General features: G+C 70.4%; 14 protein-coding genes. 6 read left to right on the top strand and 8 right to left on the bottom strand.

Annotated features, from left to right (window positions below):
• Positions 1-78 precede the first annotated feature (78 nt).
• Positions 79-270, bottom strand: coding sequence for a hypothetical protein (locus F6W97_RS30050; protein ID WP_155373911.1), 192 nt, complete (start codon positions 268-270; stop codon positions 79-81).
• Positions 271-369: 99 nt separating this feature from the next.
• Here F6W97_RS30050 and F6W97_RS30055 point away from each other — a divergent pair, with 99 nt between their 5' ends.
• Positions 370-1,275: an AraC family transcriptional regulator gene (locus tag F6W97_RS30055; RefSeq protein ID WP_155373912.1), complete on the top strand. Its 906-nt coding sequence runs from the start codon at positions 370-372 to the stop codon at positions 1,273-1,275.
• Between the two features lie 58 nt (positions 1,276-1,333).
• Here the strand turns inward: F6W97_RS30055 and F6W97_RS30060 are convergent, their stop codons facing one another.
• A complete protein-coding gene (locus F6W97_RS30060) occupies positions 1,334-2,086 on the bottom strand; it encodes an SDR family NAD(P)-dependent oxidoreductase (RefSeq protein WP_155373913.1) in 753 nt (250 codons plus the stop codon).
• A 116-nt stretch (positions 2,087-2,202) separates the two neighbouring features.
• Positions 2,203-3,144 carry a phosphotransferase enzyme family protein gene (locus F6W97_RS30065; protein WP_230687105.1) on the bottom strand — a complete coding sequence of 314 codons (942 nt, stop codon included), beginning with the start codon at positions 3,142-3,144 and terminating at the stop codon, positions 2,203-2,205.
• 110 nt (positions 3,145-3,254) lie between these two features.
• Here F6W97_RS30065 and F6W97_RS30070 point away from each other — a divergent pair, with 110 nt between their 5' ends.
• Positions 3,255-4,004, top strand: a complete 750-nt coding sequence (locus tag F6W97_RS30070; RefSeq protein ID WP_155373915.1) for an SDR family NAD(P)-dependent oxidoreductase — start codon at positions 3,255-3,257, stop codon at positions 4,002-4,004.
• 10 nt (positions 4,005-4,014) lie between these two features.
• Here F6W97_RS30070 and F6W97_RS30075 read toward each other — a convergent pair whose 3' ends face one another.
• Together F6W97_RS30075 and F6W97_RS30080 are read right to left on the bottom strand one after the other, a co-directional pair.
• Positions 4,015-5,331 (bottom strand): serine hydrolase domain-containing protein, encoded by a 1,317-nt coding sequence (locus tag F6W97_RS30075; protein ID WP_155373916.1) that lies wholly within the window; start codon positions 5,329-5,331, stop codon positions 4,015-4,017.
• A gap of 102 nt (positions 5,332-5,433) precedes the next feature.
• Positions 5,434-6,582 carry a hypothetical protein gene (locus tag F6W97_RS30080; RefSeq protein ID WP_155373917.1) on the bottom strand — a complete coding sequence of 383 codons (1,149 nt, stop codon included), beginning with the start codon at positions 6,580-6,582 and terminating at the stop codon, positions 5,434-5,436.
• A gap of 185 nt (positions 6,583-6,767) precedes the next feature.
• On the opposite strand from F6W97_RS30080, the gene F6W97_RS30085 reads away from it, so the two are divergent.
• On the top strand, positions 6,768-8,054 hold the full coding sequence (locus tag F6W97_RS30085) for a cytochrome P450 (RefSeq protein ID WP_155373918.1): 1,287 nt from the start codon (positions 6,768-6,770) through the stop codon (positions 8,052-8,054).
• Here F6W97_RS30085 and F6W97_RS30090 read toward each other — a convergent pair.
• Positions 8,002-10,542, bottom strand: a complete 2,541-nt coding sequence (locus tag F6W97_RS30090) for a transglycosylase domain-containing protein (RefSeq protein ID WP_155373919.1) — start codon at positions 10,540-10,542, stop codon at positions 8,002-8,004. The two genes, F6W97_RS30085 and F6W97_RS30090, sit on opposite strands and share 53 nt — an antisense overlap.
• A gap of 401 nt (positions 10,543-10,943) precedes the next feature.
• On the opposite strand from F6W97_RS30090, the gene F6W97_RS30095 reads away from it, so the two are divergent.
• From F6W97_RS30095 to F6W97_RS30105, 3 genes are read left to right on the top strand one after another with little or no spacing between them, the layout of a single operon-like run.
• On the top strand, positions 10,944-12,077 hold the full coding sequence (locus tag F6W97_RS30095; RefSeq protein WP_330164993.1) for a PP2C family protein-serine/threonine phosphatase: 1,134 nt from the start codon (positions 10,944-10,946) through the stop codon (positions 12,075-12,077).
• Positions 12,074-13,693 (top strand): sensor histidine kinase, encoded by a 1,620-nt coding sequence (locus F6W97_RS30100; protein ID WP_230687096.1) that lies wholly within the window; start codon positions 12,074-12,076, stop codon positions 13,691-13,693. The genes F6W97_RS30095 and F6W97_RS30100 overlap by 4 nt, the downstream gene beginning before the upstream one ends.
• Positions 13,690-14,139, top strand: coding sequence for a response regulator (locus F6W97_RS30105; protein WP_155373921.1), 450 nt, complete (start codon positions 13,690-13,692; stop codon positions 14,137-14,139). The genes F6W97_RS30100 and F6W97_RS30105 overlap by 4 nt, the downstream gene beginning before the upstream one ends.
• Here the strand turns inward: F6W97_RS30105 and F6W97_RS30110 are convergent.
• Together F6W97_RS30110 and F6W97_RS41020 are read right to left on the bottom strand one after the other, a co-directional pair.
• Positions 14,111-15,052: a phosphatase PAP2 family protein gene (locus F6W97_RS30110; protein ID WP_155373922.1), complete on the bottom strand. Its 942-nt coding sequence runs from the start codon at positions 15,050-15,052 to the stop codon at positions 14,111-14,113. The genes F6W97_RS30105 and F6W97_RS30110 overlap by 29 nt on opposite strands.
• Positions 15,053-15,125: 73 nt before the next feature.
• The coding region (locus tag F6W97_RS41020) for a hypothetical protein (protein WP_230687097.1) at positions 15,126-15,392 on the bottom strand (267 nt) is incomplete at its 5' end.

Genomic DNA, 15,392 nt, shown 5'->3' on the forward strand with positions numbered 1-15,392 from the left:
TCCGGCGGTGTCGTTGGACCAGAGAGAATCCCGAAGCTCAGCGAGGTTCATCAGCTGGCCTATCCGCCGCCCGGCCGTTCAGTAGTGGGCCAGGATCTGCTTGACCGGGTGGCCGAGCAGGCCGGCGACTTCGGCCAGTTCTGCCGCGTCGAGCTCGTACTTGGCGCGGGTCGGGTTCATGGCGCTCACCTCGAATCGGGCGAAGCCGACCGGCCAGCCAGGCTGCCAGTCCCGGTCGCTCGGGATCAGGCGGATGTAGCTGTCGCTCACGCCCCACAGCATGCCCGACGACCAGGTTGCCCGCCAGGTCGGCCGGTGACCTCGAACCGCCGCGGGTGGTTCGGGGCCGATTCGTGCTTCAATCGGATCATGGAGCTCGATGAGCTGCGGGCGTTGCTGGGCCGGCACGCCCGGCCCGACATGACCACCGCGATCGACGGTGTCCTGATCTCGAAGGTCGACCAGCGGAGCCAGCCGTCGCCGTCGATGACCGGCAGCGTCATGGCGCTCATCGCACAGGGCGCCAAACGGATCGCGCTCGGCGAGCGGGTCTACGAGTACCGCGCCGGCCAGTACCTCGTAGCGTCGGTGGATCTTCCGGTCACCGGCCATTTCACCAAGGCGAGCCCGGAGCAGCCTGCGCTCGGCTTCGGCCTCGTCCTGCACCCGGCCACGGTGGCGGAACTGCTGCTGCAGGCGGCTCCCGGGGACGTGCCGTCCACAGGGGCCGCTGCGCCGTCGGCCATGGTCGTCAGCGACGCGCCCGACGAACTCGTGGACGCGGTGGTCCGGCTGGTGCGCCTGCTCGACCGTCCCCGGGACGCCGCGGTGCTCGCGCCCCTGATCAAGCGCGAGATCCTGTGGCGGCTCATCAGCGGCGAGCAGGGCGCCGTCGTACGCCAGCTCGGCCTGGCCGACAGCAGCCTGACCCACATCGCGCGGGCGGTCCGGTGGATCCGCGAGCACTACGCACAGGCGTTCCGGGTCGAGGAGGTGGCACAGCTGGCCGGGATGAGCGTGTCCGCCTTCTACCGCAACTTCCAGGCCGTCACCGCGATGAGCCCGATCCAGTTCCAGAAGCAGATCCGGCTGCAGGAGGCCCGGCTGTTGCTGGCCACGCACCCGAACGACGTCACCGGTGTCGGCATCCGCGTCGGCTACGACAGCGCGTCGCAGTTCAGCCGCGAGTACCGCCGCCAATTCGGTGCCCCGCCCAGCCAGGACGCCGCCCGCCTGCGCGACTCGGCGTTCACCATGGCGCCGTCCCTGGTGTGACGGCATGGGCCCGGGAGCCGTCGCGTCGTGCGGCAGCTCCCGGGACGTGGTTCAGAGATCAGAGGTTGTACCCGCCGGCGACCTCGATGTTCTGCGCGGTGACCCAGCGGCCTTCGTCGCCGAGCAGTGCCGCGATGAGCAGGCCGATGTCATCGGGCTCGCCCATCCGGCCGAGCGCGGTCCGAGCGGAGATGTCGGCGACGGCGTCGGCGTAGAGGCTCCAGTCGGCGATGTTGGTGCGGGTGGGGCCGGGGGAGACGGCGTTGACGCGGATGCCGCGTACGCTCAGCTCCTTGGCCAGGTAGCGGGTCAGCACGAGGAGGCCGCCCTTCATCGAGGCGTACGCGGAGTATCCGGGCTCCATACCGGACAGCAGCGCCGAGTTGCTGGCCACGTTGACGATGGCGCCGTTGTCGGCCAGCAGCGGCAGCAGGGTCTGGGTCAGGAAGTAGGGCCCCTTGAGCAGCACCCGCATGAACCTGTCGAACAGCTCCTCGGTCGTGTCCTCGAACATCGCCATCTGGCCGAAGCCCGCGTTGTTGACCAGGTGGTCGAACGTGTCGCGGCCCCAGGTGTCGCGCAGCGCCGCGACGACCGATGCGCGGAAGGCCGGGAAGGTCTCGCTGCGGCCGACGTCCAGCGGGAGCGCGACGGCTGTGCCGCCCTCGTTCTCGATGCTCGCTACGGTGTCCAGCGCGCCGGACGGGTTGCCGTGGTAGGTGAGGATCACCCCCGAGCCGCGCTTGGCGAGCTGGACGGCTGCGCTCTGCCCGATGCCGGAGCTGGCGCCGATGACGATGGCGATCTGCATGGTTCCGCCTGATTCACTCGCGGAGTGCTCTCGCACCCCTGGTATATCGACGTAACCAGCTAAGCAGCGTGAGCTGCCCAGACGTTAGAACCATGCTCCTGGCCTCTTGCCTGATCCTACCTTGCTTGCGAATCAGCGGTTGCTTCGAGCAGTGCGTCGAGCAGCTCGCGGGTATGCGGCTCGTCGAGGACCTCGCTGATCCACGCGGCGGCGTCGGCGCGCCGTGGCGAGCGGGCGTTCGGCCGGAGCCAGTCGGTGGCGGCGATCTCGGTGATGTGCCCGAGCTGCGCGATCAGCATCGAGAAGCTGCCGCGCCGGTCCACCGCCCCGGGGCCGCCGGCCTGCCGGTAGGCGTCGGTCAGCGCGCGGACCCGGCCCGGGTCGGTGCGCGCGAACTCGAACAGCACACACCCGAGTTCCTGACCAGGGTCGGCCGGACCGCTGTTCTCCCAATCGATGACGCAGATGCCGCCGTCCGCGGTGGGCAGGACGTTGTCGGCCCACAGGTCACGATGGCAGGTCTGCAGCGCCAGGGGCGGTTCGAGCCACGACTCCAGCGCCACCAGCTCGTCGCGCAGCCCGGCCAGCCGCCCGGCGAACGGGGCCCCGGCCGCGCTCAGCTCCTGGACCAGCTCGTCCCAGCGGGCGGCTCCGACGGGCTCGCGATACCACTGGTCGACCGGCCCGGTCCCGGCCGACGGCACCCGGTGTACGGCGGCCACCACCGCGCCGACCAGCGCCGGATCGAGCCCTGCGTCCGGGGCTTTCAGGTCCACCCACTCGTACACCCTGACCTGCGTGTCCCCTGCGAGGGCGAACACGGTCCCCTGCACGGTCCGCCGCACCTGCGGTGTCGGCACGCCGGCGGCATGGGCCGCCTCGTGGAACACGGTCGCCGAACGTACCCCCTCCTCGCTGGTGGGGTGGAAGGCCGTTTTCACTGCCCAGCGGCCCTCGGATGTCTCCAATCGCCAGACGGCGCCCTGACGGCCCTTGGCGACGGGACCGTCCGACAGTTTCGCGCCCGCACCGAGATCGAACCGTGCGGCGATGTCCATGGCGTCCACCGGTCTACTCCAGCACACCTCTGTCCGCGGCTGGGGGACAGCCGTGACGGACCTCGCAGCGCTGTTGATCGACTAGCGGGCGCGCTGGCAGGATGATCGGCATGAGTGGACGCGCAGTGCTGGTGACAGGGGCATCCCGGGGTATCGGAAAGGCTGTGGCGAAGGCGTTCGCGGACAGCGGCGACCGGGTGGCCGTCCACTGCCGAGCGTCGGTGCGCGCGGCCGAGCAGGTGCGGGACTCGCTGCCCGGGGACGGCCACGTGGTGGTCCAGGCCGACCTGGCCGACCCCGATGCGGTCCGTGCCATGGTCGACTCCGCCGCCGCTGCGCTCGGTGGGCTGGACGTGCTGGTCAACAACGCCGGTGTGTTCACCCCGCACCCGATCTTCGACACCTCGTACGAGGACTGGCAGCAGCAGTGGCGGGCCACCCTCGACACCAATCTGGTCGGCGCGGCCAACGCGATCTGGTGCGCCGCACGGCACATGCGCGAGCGCGGCGGCCGGATCGTCAACGTCTCCTCGCGCGGGGCGTTCCGCGGTGAGCCGGGCCAGGTCGCGTACGGCGCGAGCAAGGCCGGGCTCAACTCGCTCACCCAGTCGCTGGCGGTCGCGCTGGCCCCGTACGGCATCGCCGTCGCCGCGGTCGCGCCGGGATTCGTCGAGACGGACATGGTCAGCGACTACCTCGCCTCCGACCGGGCCGACGCGATCCGGGCGCAGAGCCCGTTCGGCCGGGTCGCGCAGCCCGAGGAGGTCGCCGCCGCGGTGCACTGGCTCGCCTCGCCGCAGGCGGAATGGGCGGCAGGCACGATCATCGACCTCAACGGGGCGTCGTACCTGCGTACCTGAGCGGTTGCGATCAGCCGACGGCCTTGGCGAGGACGTCGGCCACGGCGACGCGGGCCGGGTCGGGGTCGGCCCAGCTCCAGTTGGGGTGGGCGCGGTTGGTGAGCAGGGCGAGCACGAGCCTGCGGTCGGGGTCGACGACGAGCGAGGGCCCGGCGAAGCCGGTGTGGCCGAAGGTGCGGGGGCCGGTGAGCCCGCCCATGAACCAGCGCTGGTCGAGCACGACACCGAGGCCGTGCGCGGAGGTCCGGTAGGGGCGTTCGCGGTCGACGGCGGGTTTGCCGGCGTTGGCGTTGACGAGCATCTGCTGCACGGTGGCTTCGGCGAGGAGGCGTCTGCCCTGGTGGACGCCGCCGTCGAGGAGGAGCTGGCCGATCGCGGCGACGTCGGCGGCGCTGGCGAAGAGGCCCGCGTGCCCGGCGATGCCGCCGAGGTGGTTGGCGACGTCGTCGTGGACGGTGCCGCGCAGCAGGCCTCGGGGTGACCGTGCGTCGGTGGCCACGAGCCGGGTGCGCCGCACGTCGGCGGGCAGCCGGGTGTTCGGGGTGAAGCCGGTGTCGCGCAGCCCGAGCGGTTCGGTGAGGTCGGACTTGAGCACCTGGTCGAGACGGCGGCCGGTGACCTGCTCGATGATCTTCCCAGCGACCATGACGCCGACGCTGGAGTAGCGGAACGTGCTGCCCGGCTTCGCACCGGAGACCAGGGGAGCGGCCAGCACCGCCTGCCAGCGGGCGGCGTTGTCGGGCAGGCCGGTGACCTTCGCGGCGGGAGCCAGGCCGCCGGTGTGGGTGAGCAGCATGGCGACGGTGACGGCGCGCTTGCCGGTGCCGGTGAACCCGGGCAGGTACTCGGCGACGGCCGCGTCGAGCGCGACCCTGCCCTGTTCGACCTGCTGCAGGAGCAGGATCGCGGTGTAGACCTTGGTGATCGAGGCGAGGTCGAAGATCGAGTCCGGTCGCATGGGCACCCGCCGGGCGGGGGGAAGCAGTTTCGGCCCGGCCTCGTAGCGCAGTGCCTCGCCGACGGCGGTGTGCACGGTTGGCCTGCCGTCGACCAGCACCAGAGCGACCGCTCCGGGGAAGCCGTGGTGCTGCACGGTCTGCGAAGTCGCGGGCAGGTAGCGGCGAAGGGCCTTGGTGACGTCGGCGGCGTACGGGGCCTGGCCCGACGGGCTCACCGACGCGGTGGCGATCGGGCTCGGGCTCGGCGGCATCACGTCGGGTTCGACGCGGCCCGGCAGGCTGCGCGGCTCGGGCTCGCCGCATCCGGTCACGGCCGCGCCGACCGCGGCCAGGCCTGCTCCCATCAGGGTACGGCGACCGACGAACATGGGAAGATGATGGCACTTCGCCAGGATCTACGCCATTTCTGTACGCCTACGCGACGTGTGCTCGCGCACGGCGACCCGGAAGCTGATAGGCCGGCGTCAATGTCAGTGCGGTATGGCGATGTAGAGGCAAGCTCCGGTGCCGGCCTGCCGTCCCCCGTCCAGCGGCCGCGAAATCCTGATCTTGACGGCGTCCACGGCCTCGCCGTCGACCGGGACCGTCAGCACCCGGCGATGGCTGCCTCTGGGCACGGTGAACGAGGTGGCGCCGGCGGGGTTGAGCGGTGCGAGCGCCCCGATCAGCCCGCGCAGCTGCAGCGGAGCGGTCGACGGCCGGGCGGCAGGGGAGGCGACGCTGCGGCAGTGCAGCAGCCTCTCCTCATGGACGGTCAGGTTCAGGGCCAGTTCGACGACGAGCCCTCCGCCGAGGGCGCGCCCGAGCCTGCGCTGTTCCACCTGCAGGGTCAGGCCGAAGCCGCGGACCGGGGCGTCGCCGGTCACCGTCGTCACGGCCTTGGCGTCGAGCCCGGTCTGGACGGTCTGGCCGGCCGGTTGCGCCCAGAGCACCGGTTGCGTCCCGCCGGTGCGGGCCAGGATCGCGGTCTGCACCTCGCTGTACAGCGAAGTGAGGTCCTGCAGCTGGCTCTGCATGTCGTCGGCGCTCTTGGCCAGGGCGTCGAGGTCGCGCTGCCGGATCAGGTCCCGGTCGGCCGCCCGGGTCAGCCAGTTCGACACCGAGCCGTCCTGGGCGAACTTCGCATTGCGCAGCATCTGCAGGCGATAGGTGAGCCCGGACGCGTCCGCCGCTTCGATGGCCTGCTCGAGGGCCGCTGACGCCCGGTCGAGCGCCATCGCGGCATCGTCGGACGCGCCCAGCAGCGCGTCGCATTTGGCGACGGCGAACTCCGCGTTGGCCATCAGCAGCGGGACTTCCATCGCCTCCGCCGCCGAAGCCGCGTCCTCCAGCTTCGCGCGGGCGCGTTCGAGCCGCTCGGTGCGGATCCGGCCGCCGAGCCGGGCCTCGGCGAGATACCGGTGACCGCTCGCCATGGCCTGCTTGTAGTCCGCGTCTTCGAGTTTCTTGACGATCTCGTGCACCTTGAGCAGCACCGGGTCGGTCGGCGAGGTTGTGCGGAGCAGCCCGCTGAACATGGTGGAGATGATGTCTGCGCCGACCTTGCGGTCCAGGTCCTCGCCCGCGAAGGCGGCTTTGAAGAGCACCATCACGGCACTGAGCACGGTGAGTTCGACCACCGGGTCATCATCGGCCCGGCCCTGTCGCCGACGCCACCAGCCGGGTGGGCGGAAACCGCGGGCTCCCTGGCGGACAGGAGCACCCCTGGAGAGGGTGTCGCCGGGTAGCGCCGGCGGTGACCGAATCGTCACTGTGGGCGAGGCCGGGTCCGGTCCATGATGGACGGTGACCCGAGGAGGATGCCATGGAGGCACACCAGCCGGACGCCGTCCGCGACCTGACGGCACGGCCGACCATCGAGCTCGACCACCACAGCGCGGACTACCGTGACCGGTGGCAGGAGATCTCCGACGGCAACGTGGCGGCATGTCCGGTCGCGCATACCGCGGCCTACGGCGGGACCTGGGTCGTGTCCGGGTACGAGCCGCTGGTGGAGGCCCTGCGCGACCACGCCGTGTTCTCCTCCTTCCAGGACCACACCGACCCGGCCGGACCGATGCGGGGCACCAGCAACCCGCCGATCCCGTATCTGAACGTGCCGCAGGAACTGGACCCGCCGTTGCACACCGTCTACCGGCGGCTGCTCAACGGGCCGCTGTCGCCGGAGCAGTCCCGCCGTCGCGAGCCGTTCATCCGTCAGGTCACGGCCGCCTGCCTGGACCGGTTCACCGAGAAGGGGCAGGCGGACCTGGTCGCCGAGCTGACCAACCCCGTCCCGGCCATCGTCACCCTGGGCATCCTCGGCGTGCCGCTGACCGACTGGGAACGCTACGCCGGGCCGATCCACCTGCTCACCTATTCGCCGCCCGGCAGCGCGACCTGGACGGAGGCGATGACCGCGGTCGGCGAGATGATGGCGGTGCTCGGCGCACTGGTCGTGGCCCGCCGCACCGAGCCTGCCGGCGACCTGATCAGTGTGCTGGCCACCGCGACCGGTGACGACGGCGAGCTGCTCCCGCTGGACCACGTCATCTCGACCGCGGGGCTGGTCGTCGCCGGGGGAGTGGACACCACCACCGCCCTGGTGTCGCACGCCCTGCACTGGCTGCACCGCCACCCCGCCGAGCGGGACCGGCTCATCGCCGACCCGGGGCTGCTGCCCACCGCCGTGGACGAGTTCCTGCGCGTGCTGGCCCCGGTGCAGTTCATGTCCCGTACGGCCACCCGCGACGTGGAGCTGGGCGGTCAGCGCATCGCGGCGGGCGAGCGGGTGATGCTCGCCTTCGCGGCCGCGAACCGCGACCCGGCTGCCTTCGAGTGCCCTGCCGAGATGCGGCTGGACCGCACCCCGAACCGGCACGTGGCGTTCGGCTCCGGGGTGCACCGCTGCGTCGGCGCGCACCTGGCGAAGGTGGAGGCCGTGGTGATGCTGGACGAGATCCTGCGCCGCATCCCCGACTACGTCATCGACGAGCAGGGCACGCAGCATTACCCCTCGATCGGCGCGATCAACGGCTTCATCGGCATGCCGGCCTCCTTCACCCCGACCCCCGCGGTGGGCGCGGTCTTCCCGGAGTCCGCGGGCGGTTGAGGGGGACTCCGAACACGGTCCGGGACGGTGGCGGAGGATTGGGTCCGTTGCCCGGATTGCCGGGATTTCCAGGGCTCGGTGGCGGGCTCGGCGGAGTGCTCGGCTTGACCTTGCTGCCGTTGCTGATCTCGATGACCACGATGCCGTTCTTGATGGTCCGGCCCGACGGGTTCGTGCCTGCCACCATGCCCTTCGCGCAGTCCGAGTCGACCTGCTTCGGCGCCGTCTCGACCTTGAAGCCCTTGCCGCCGAGGATCGAGCGGGCCTGGGCCACCGTCTTGCACTTGACCACCGGGATGCTGACCTGCGATCCGGTGATCAGCCGGCTGTTGCTCGGCCGCTGGAACTGGACCGACTGCTTGCCCTTCATCGCGTCACGCAGCGCGTACTGCACCGCCGGGTTGATGACGCGGTGCGACATCTGATGGTTGACCTGCGCCCAGTCGGGGTCGGTCTGGAAGCCCGAGATCGCCAGCTGCCTGGTGGTGATGGTCAGCGTCACCGACTTGGAGTTGTCGGTGGTGCCGGTCTTGCCGGCGATGTGCTTGCCGATGATCTCGCGGGAGTCGCGGGCGGTGGCCCCCTGGCACTTGCCGTACAGGGACCGGTCGCCGACCGGGCACCGGGCCGCGTCGATCGCGGCGCGGGCCACGTCCACCGGGATGTTCTGCTTGCAGCGCCGGTCGCCGACGTCCAGCTTCTCGCCCTTGCTCGTCGTGATCGACTCGACCGGGATCGGCTCGCAGTAGACGCCGTCGGCGGCCAGGGTCGCGAAGGCGTTGGCGATCTGCAGCGGGGTGTGGTCGGAGGCGCCCAGCGTGAACGGGCCCCAGCCATCGGCCGCCTGGGTCGAGTAGTAGAAGTCGTCGAGGTTCGACCGCGGGTTGTCGTAGAAGGTCAGGCCCATCCGCTTGGCCGTGTCGATGACCCGGGAGCCGCCGGTCATCTCGAACAGCGGCACGAAGAACGTGTTGATGGAGCTGCCGAAGCCGTTCCACATGTTCTGCGGCCCGAAGTTGCGCCCGCCCGAGTTCGTCGGGCACCAGTAGCCGCCGCAGTTCGGGGAGCCGGTGATCCGGGTCCGGGAGACATACGGCGCGCGGGTGTTGATGACCGTGGACAGCGGGTAGCCCTTCTCCAGCGCCGCCACCAGCGTGAAGATCTTCATGACCGAGCCTGGCTGGTAGCCGCCGATGTCGGGCCCGCCGGTCAGCAGCGGGTTGGTGGTGTTCGGGTAGCTGCCCCGCAGCCCCCGGCGGGCCAGCGCCGGGTTGGACGCCTTGCCGTTCTGCGGCTTGGCCTTGTTGTCGATCCGGAAGTTGCGGTTGGCGGCCAGGCCGCGCACCTTGCCGCTGCCCGGTTCCACGGCGGCCAGCAGCACCGCGTCGGACTTGTACCGCCACTTGCCGCCGGGCAGGTCGGGGTTCTTGTTCACCGCCCGGTCGATGCTGCGGTCCATCGCTGACTGCGCGGTGAGGTCCAGCGAGGTGACGATGCGGAAGCCGCCCGACTTCAGCGAGCGCTCGCGGTCGTACGGGGTGATCCCGAACACCGGCTGCTGGTTCCACCAGCGCTGGAAGAAGTCGCAGAAGAAGCCCCACTTGACGTTGGTGCTCTGCACGCAGCCGTTCGGGGTGAACTTGCCGGTGACCTTCAACGGCTCGTTCTTGGCCAGCGTGCCCTGCAGCTCGGTGAGCGCACCGGTCTCCACCATCTCGCCGAGCACGTAGTCGCGCCGGGCGATGGCGAGCGCCTGGCCCTTGAGGCTGATCACGTCGAAGTCGCCGGGGAACTTCACCAGCGCGGCGAGGAACGCGGCCTCCGCGGCGGTCAGCGCCGCGGGCTCCTTGCCGAAGTAGACCTGCGCCGCAGCGAAGATGCCATATGCCCGGTTTCCGAAATATGCGGTGTTTAGGTAGCCCTCTAGGATGTCGTCCTTGCTCATCCGCTGCTCGATGGCCATCGCGTAGCGCATCTCACGGACCTTGCGCTTGGTGGTGTCCTCGGTGGCGTCGACGACCTCCTGGGCGGTGTCGGCCGAGTAGGAAATGGACAGCCGGACGAACTGCATGGTCAGCGTCGAGGCGCCCTGCTGGACGTCGCCGGCCTTCTTGTTGGCGATGTACGCGCGGGCGATGCCCTTGATGTCGACGCCGTTGTGCTCGTAGAACTTCTGGTCCTCGGCGGCGAGCACGGCCTGGCGCACGATCATCGGGACCTCGGCCAGCGGCAGGTCCCGCCGGTTCTCGTCGTACATGGTGGCCAGCAGCGTCTTGCCGTCGGCCGCGTAGAGGTAGCTGAGCTGCGGCGAGCGCTTGACGATCAGCTCGTCGGGCAGCTTGCCGAAGGCGTCGCCGCCGACGACCGCGGCCATGCCGGACAGCGCCACGGCGGGGAAGACCGCCGCGGCGACGACCACTCCGGCGAGCAGGCCGCAGATCAGCATGGACGCGATGTTGACCAGCGGGTTGCGGTAGCGCGAGCTCATCAGGTCACCGCCTCGGATCAGGTGCGTTGGCCGAGCCCCCGCAAACCACGTCAGATCAGGCGATCAGCGGGCATTGCACCCATGCGGTGGGAGGGTCGGCGCGCCACCCGCGATCACCTTGAGGATGAGTCCGCCGTGCAAGCCGCACAAGCCCTTTCGGCGGGTCGCCGTCGACCGGCCGCGACCCGGTGGAAGGCCCGTTCGGGACGCCCATAACGCTTCGGCATGGGCCCGCTCCCGTGAGTTGTGCGGAGCGGCCCGGCGCAGGCATGATCTGCAGTGCGGTTGGAGGAAACCGTATTCATTGCCGACCTGCGGCCCGAGACGTGAGGGAATCCATGTTCGCCGCTGCATCCCTGCCGACCCAGCCGCGGGGACCGGCTAGGTTGACCCGGTTGCGGGTGCTGCTGATCGAGGACGACGAGGGCGACGCGTTCCTGGTCGAGGAGCTGCTGCGCGAGCAGGACGCGGCTATCCAGCTCACCGTCGCGCGCACGCTGCGTGACGCGCGGCCGCTGCTCGGCGAGGTCGACTGCATCCTGCTGGACCTCGGCCTGCCCGACGCGCAGGGCATCGACGGCCTGCGCCGGGTGCTCGCCGACGCGCCCGGCACGGCGGTCTGCGTGCTCACCGGCCGGCAGGACTCCCACGTCGGCATCACCGCGGTCGCCGAGGGCGCGCAGGACTACCTGGTCAAGGGCCAGGTCGACGGCGCGCTGCTGGAGCGCTCGGTGCTCTACGCCGTCGAGCGCAAGTACGCCGAGGTGAACGCGCGCCGGCTGCGCGACGTCGAGCTGCGCCAGGCCGAGTCGGCGCGGCTGGAGCGCGGCCTGCTGCCCCAGCCGCTGATGACCACCGACAAGATCTCCGTGCACACGTTCTACCGGCCGGGCCGTTACGAGGCGCTGCTCGGCGGGGACTACTTCGACGTGGTGCAGACCAGCCCCGAGACGGTGCACGTGATGATCGGCGATGTGAGCGGACACGACGTCGACGGCGCGGCGCTGGGCGTCGAGCTGCGGGTGGCGTGGCGTGCGCTGACCCTGGCGGCGGTGCCGCCGGAGCAGACGCTGACGGCGATGGAGCAGGTGCTGCGCAGCGAGCGCAGCCACCCGAGCACCTTCGCGACGATGGCCGTGGCGCGCATCGACCTGGCCGCCGGGCGGGCGTCGTTCTGGCTGGCCGGGCACCCGCCGCCGCTGCTGCTGTCCGGCGGCCGGGCCGCCCCGGTCGACGTGCCGTACGGGCTGCTGCTGGGCGTGGGCGACGCGCCCCGCGAGCGCGCCGACATCGAGCTTCCGGCCGACTGGTCGCTGCTGCTCTACACCGACGGCCTGGTCGAGGGCCGGCTGGGCGACAGCGCGGACCGGCTCGGCGACGAGGGCCTGGTCGGCCTCTGCGCCACCCGCCTCGCCCGAGGTGACACCATGGAACGTCTGCCCGCGAGCCTGGTCGAGTCGGCGGAGACGCTCAACGGCGGCCCGATGGCCGATGACATCGCGATCGTCCTGCTGAGTAAGGAACCAACTTCGTGATCAAGCGCGTGCAGTTCACCCACCCGCGGACCTGGTCCCTGCGCGCCCGGGTGACGGCGCTGGCCAGCGCCACCGCCGCGCTGCTGGCCGTGCTCGCCGTCAGCGCCGCGCTGCTGGCCACGGCGAACCTCGATCAGCTCGACGTGGTGCTCAACAAGACCGGCGTGCTGCGCCTGTCGGGCGAGCAGCTGGGCATGGCCCTGGTCGACCAGGAGACCGGGGTGCGCGGGTACGTGCTCAGCGGGGACTCCGCCGACCTCGGCCCCTACCGCACCGGCCGGGAGGCCGAGGAGCGGCTCTACGGGACGATGATCCCGCTCCTGGCCGACGAGCCCGAGATCCGGGCCCAGCTGGAGCGCGCCCGCGCCGCGGCCACCACCTGGCGGACCACGGTCGCCGAGCCGGCCGTCACGGCGACCAGGGACCAGGGCACCGAGGCCGGTCAGCAGCTGCTCAACCAGGTAGGCGGGCGAGAGCGGTTCGATCAGGCGCGGGAGCAGGTCGCGCAGCTCCAGCGAGAGATCGTCACGCTGCGTAATGCTGCCGTCGCCAGTGTTCAGTCCGGCAGCGAGAACCTCGTCGTGCTGCTCATCGCCGCGGGCCTGGTCGTGCTGGTCATGGGGACGTTCCTGGTCGTGCTGATCAACCGGATGGTCAGCCGGCCGGTGACCCAGCTCGCCGAGCAGGTGCGCAACGTCGCCGACGGCGCGTACGACACGGAGATCGTCGCCACGGGTTCGCCCGAGCTGGAGCGGCTCGGCCGGGACATCGACGGGATGCGCCGCCAGATCGCCGCCGACCTGAGCGAGGTCCGCGAGGCCCGGCAGGCCGTCGAGGTGATCAATCAGCAGCTGCAGGCGCAGGCCTCCGAGCTGACCCGCTCGAACCGGGACCTGGAGCAGTTCGCCTACGTCGCCTCGCACGACCTGCAGGAGCCGCTGCGCAAGGTGGCCAGCTTCTGCCAGCTGCTGCAGCGCCGCTACGCCGGGCAGCTCGACGAGCGCGCCGACCAGTACATCCTGTTCGCGGTCGACGGCGCGCAGCGGATGCAGCGGCTCATCAACGACCTGCTGGCCTTCTCCCGGATCGGCCGCAACTCCAGCGGCTTCCAGCCGGTCGACCTCGACGCCGTGATGCGCGACGTCGCCGAGCAGCTCAACGTCGAGGAGAAGTACGGTGCCGGCGCCGTGACGTGGTCGGACCTGCCGACGGTGGCGGGCGAGGAGGCGCTGCTGGGCACGCTGCTGGCGAACCTGCTCGGCAACTCCCTCAAGTTCCGCCGGACGGACGTGCCGGTGCGCATCGAGGTCAGCGCCGAGCGCACCGAAGACGCCTGGGACATCACGGTCAGCGACAACGGCATCGGCATCGAGGCCGAATTCGCCGAGAAGATCTTCATCATCTTCCAGCGGCTGCACGCCAAGGACGCCTACCCGGGCACCGGCATGGGATTGGCCATCGCCAAGAAGATCGTGGAGTATCACGACGGCCGCATCTGGGTGGACGACTCCCGGACCGATGGCGCGGCCATCACGTTCTCGCTGCCGATCAGCGAGAACTCCGGCGCGGCGATCATGCCCGCCGTGCCGACCCAGCACAAGGAGCTGACCGCATGATCAACGAGGAAAAGGGCGGACGCCCCATCGAAGTGCTGCTGGTCGAGGACGACCCGGGCGATGTGCTCATGACGCGCGAGGCGTTCGAGGAGTACAAGATGCGCAACACCCTGCACGTCGTCAGCGACGGCGTGGAGGCGCTGGCCTACCTGCGCAAGGAGGGGGAGTTCGCCGAGGCCAACACCCCCGACCTGATCCTGCTGGACCTGAACCTGCCGCGCCGCGACGGCCGCGAGGTGCTGCGCGAGATCAAGAACGATCCCGAGCTGTGCCGCGTCCCGGTCGTGGTGCTGACCACCTCGCAGGCCGAGGAGGACGTGCTGCGCAGCTACCAGCTGCACGCCAACGCGTACGTGGCCAAGCCGGTCGACTTCGAGCGCTTCATCGCGGTCGTCAAGCAGATCGACGACTTCTTCGTCAGCGTGGTGCGCCTGCCCAGCCGCTGACCCGTCCGCGCGTCCTGTCGACCAGGGCGTCCGCGGCCAGCGCCACCGCTAGACCGGCGACGACGTCGGCGGTGTAGTGGTAGCGCGTGTACACCACGGAGACGGTGAGCAGGACGGTCGGCAGCAGCAGGCACCGGAAGGCGGCCCGTCCCCAGATCCGGCGGACCGCCAGCACCGCGGCCCACGCTCCGGCGACGTGCGCCGACGGGAAGCAGGTGCCGGCGGGGTCCGCGTGCGCCATCAGGAACTGCTGTGCCGGTGCCAGGACGTAGCCGGTCAGCACGGGCGGATCCAGCTGACCGGCCAGCGAGTGACGCGGTCCCAGCACCGGCAGTATCAGGAAGCCGAGGTAGCAGGTGTACACGGCGGCGCTGACCGTGGTGACGAGCCGCTCCAGCGCGTCGAGGCGTCGCCGGATGATCAGCAGCAGCGGCGGCACGACGATGTACAGGTAGTAGCTCATGTAGCAGGCGTAGAGCAGCTCGGTGAGCGGCCTGGATACGATCGCGTCGAGCCAGAGCGTGGGATGGCCGCCCCACAGCGCCGTCTCGAAGGCGTTCATCCCGGCGTCCAGGTAGCCGCCGTGCACCACCAGCACGGTCGGGCCCACCAGGCTGTACGCCAGCGGCGCGAGCACCACCGGATACGCGACACGCAGCACGGCGAGCACCGTGATGTCCGGTCTTCGGGCCTGCGCCGCGATCAGGCCGAGCACCGCGCAAGCCATGGCCGCGTACGCGATGAGGTAGGTCCACCAGTGCGGGACCAGGTCGTGGCCGGAAGCAACCAGCGTCGACACGACCGCCAGATAGCCCAGCACGATGGCATCGACCGGCCGCAGCGCGCCCGCGCGTCCGGTGTGAAGGACGCTGTGGGCGACTCGGTCCGTCGCGGTGTCGCGCAGGGTGGCCACGGTTCGACTCTACCCGCCGATCGACGCAAAAAACGATGCAACTTGAGTGCTGCCTAGCTACTCAAAAGGTCGCTCAACACCCAAACTGCTTAAAACAGATGATTTCACAGCTGCGGAACCGCGCTTCCGCCTCCGCCGTTTCGCCTTGCTGGCCGCACAAATCAGTCAAAACGTGCGGTGCAACTTTGAAGATCTGTTTTTGTGGACGCTGGGTGTCCCTATAGGAGTCTCCGATGTCCCTATCGCGACGCCCATGCCGGGCGTGAAAATCGGGGTGGTCGCCCGCCGACGTCGTTGATGCCTGGTGCTTCGAGCCCGGATAGGAGTCTGACGCTGGGAA

It is taken from the genome of Catellatospora vulcania, assembly GCF_009720385.1.
GTDB lineage: Bacteria > Actinomycetota > Actinomycetes > Mycobacteriales > Micromonosporaceae > Catellatospora > Catellatospora vulcania.

Excerpts from the sequence above, each read along its gene's own strand:
- F6W97_RS30055 (WP_155373912.1), top strand. The coding sequence starts at position 370 with ATGGAGCTCGATGAGCTGCGGGCGTTGCTGGGCCGGCACGCCCGGCCC.
- F6W97_RS30065 (WP_230687105.1), bottom strand. The coding sequence starts at position 3,144 with ATGGACATCGCCGCACGGTTCGATCTCGGTGCGGGCGCGAAACTGTCG.
- F6W97_RS30060 (WP_155373913.1), bottom strand. The coding sequence starts at position 2,086 with ATGCAGATCGCCATCGTCATCGGCGCCAGCTCCGGCATCGGGCAGAGC.
- F6W97_RS30085 (WP_155373918.1), top strand. The coding sequence starts at position 6,768 with ATGGAGGCACACCAGCCGGACGCCGTCCGCGACCTGACGGCACGGCCG.
- F6W97_RS30105 (WP_155373921.1), top strand. The coding sequence starts at position 13,690 with ATGATCAACGAGGAAAAGGGCGGACGCCCCATCGAAGTGCTGCTGGTC.
- F6W97_RS30070 (WP_155373915.1), top strand. The coding sequence starts at position 3,255 with ATGAGTGGACGCGCAGTGCTGGTGACAGGGGCATCCCGGGGTATCGGA.
- F6W97_RS30075 (WP_155373916.1), bottom strand. The coding sequence starts at position 5,331 with ATGTTCGTCGGTCGCCGTACCCTGATGGGAGCAGGCCTGGCCGCGGTC.
- F6W97_RS30090 (WP_155373919.1), bottom strand. The coding sequence starts at position 10,542 with ATGAGCTCGCGCTACCGCAACCCGCTGGTCAACATCGCGTCCATGCTG.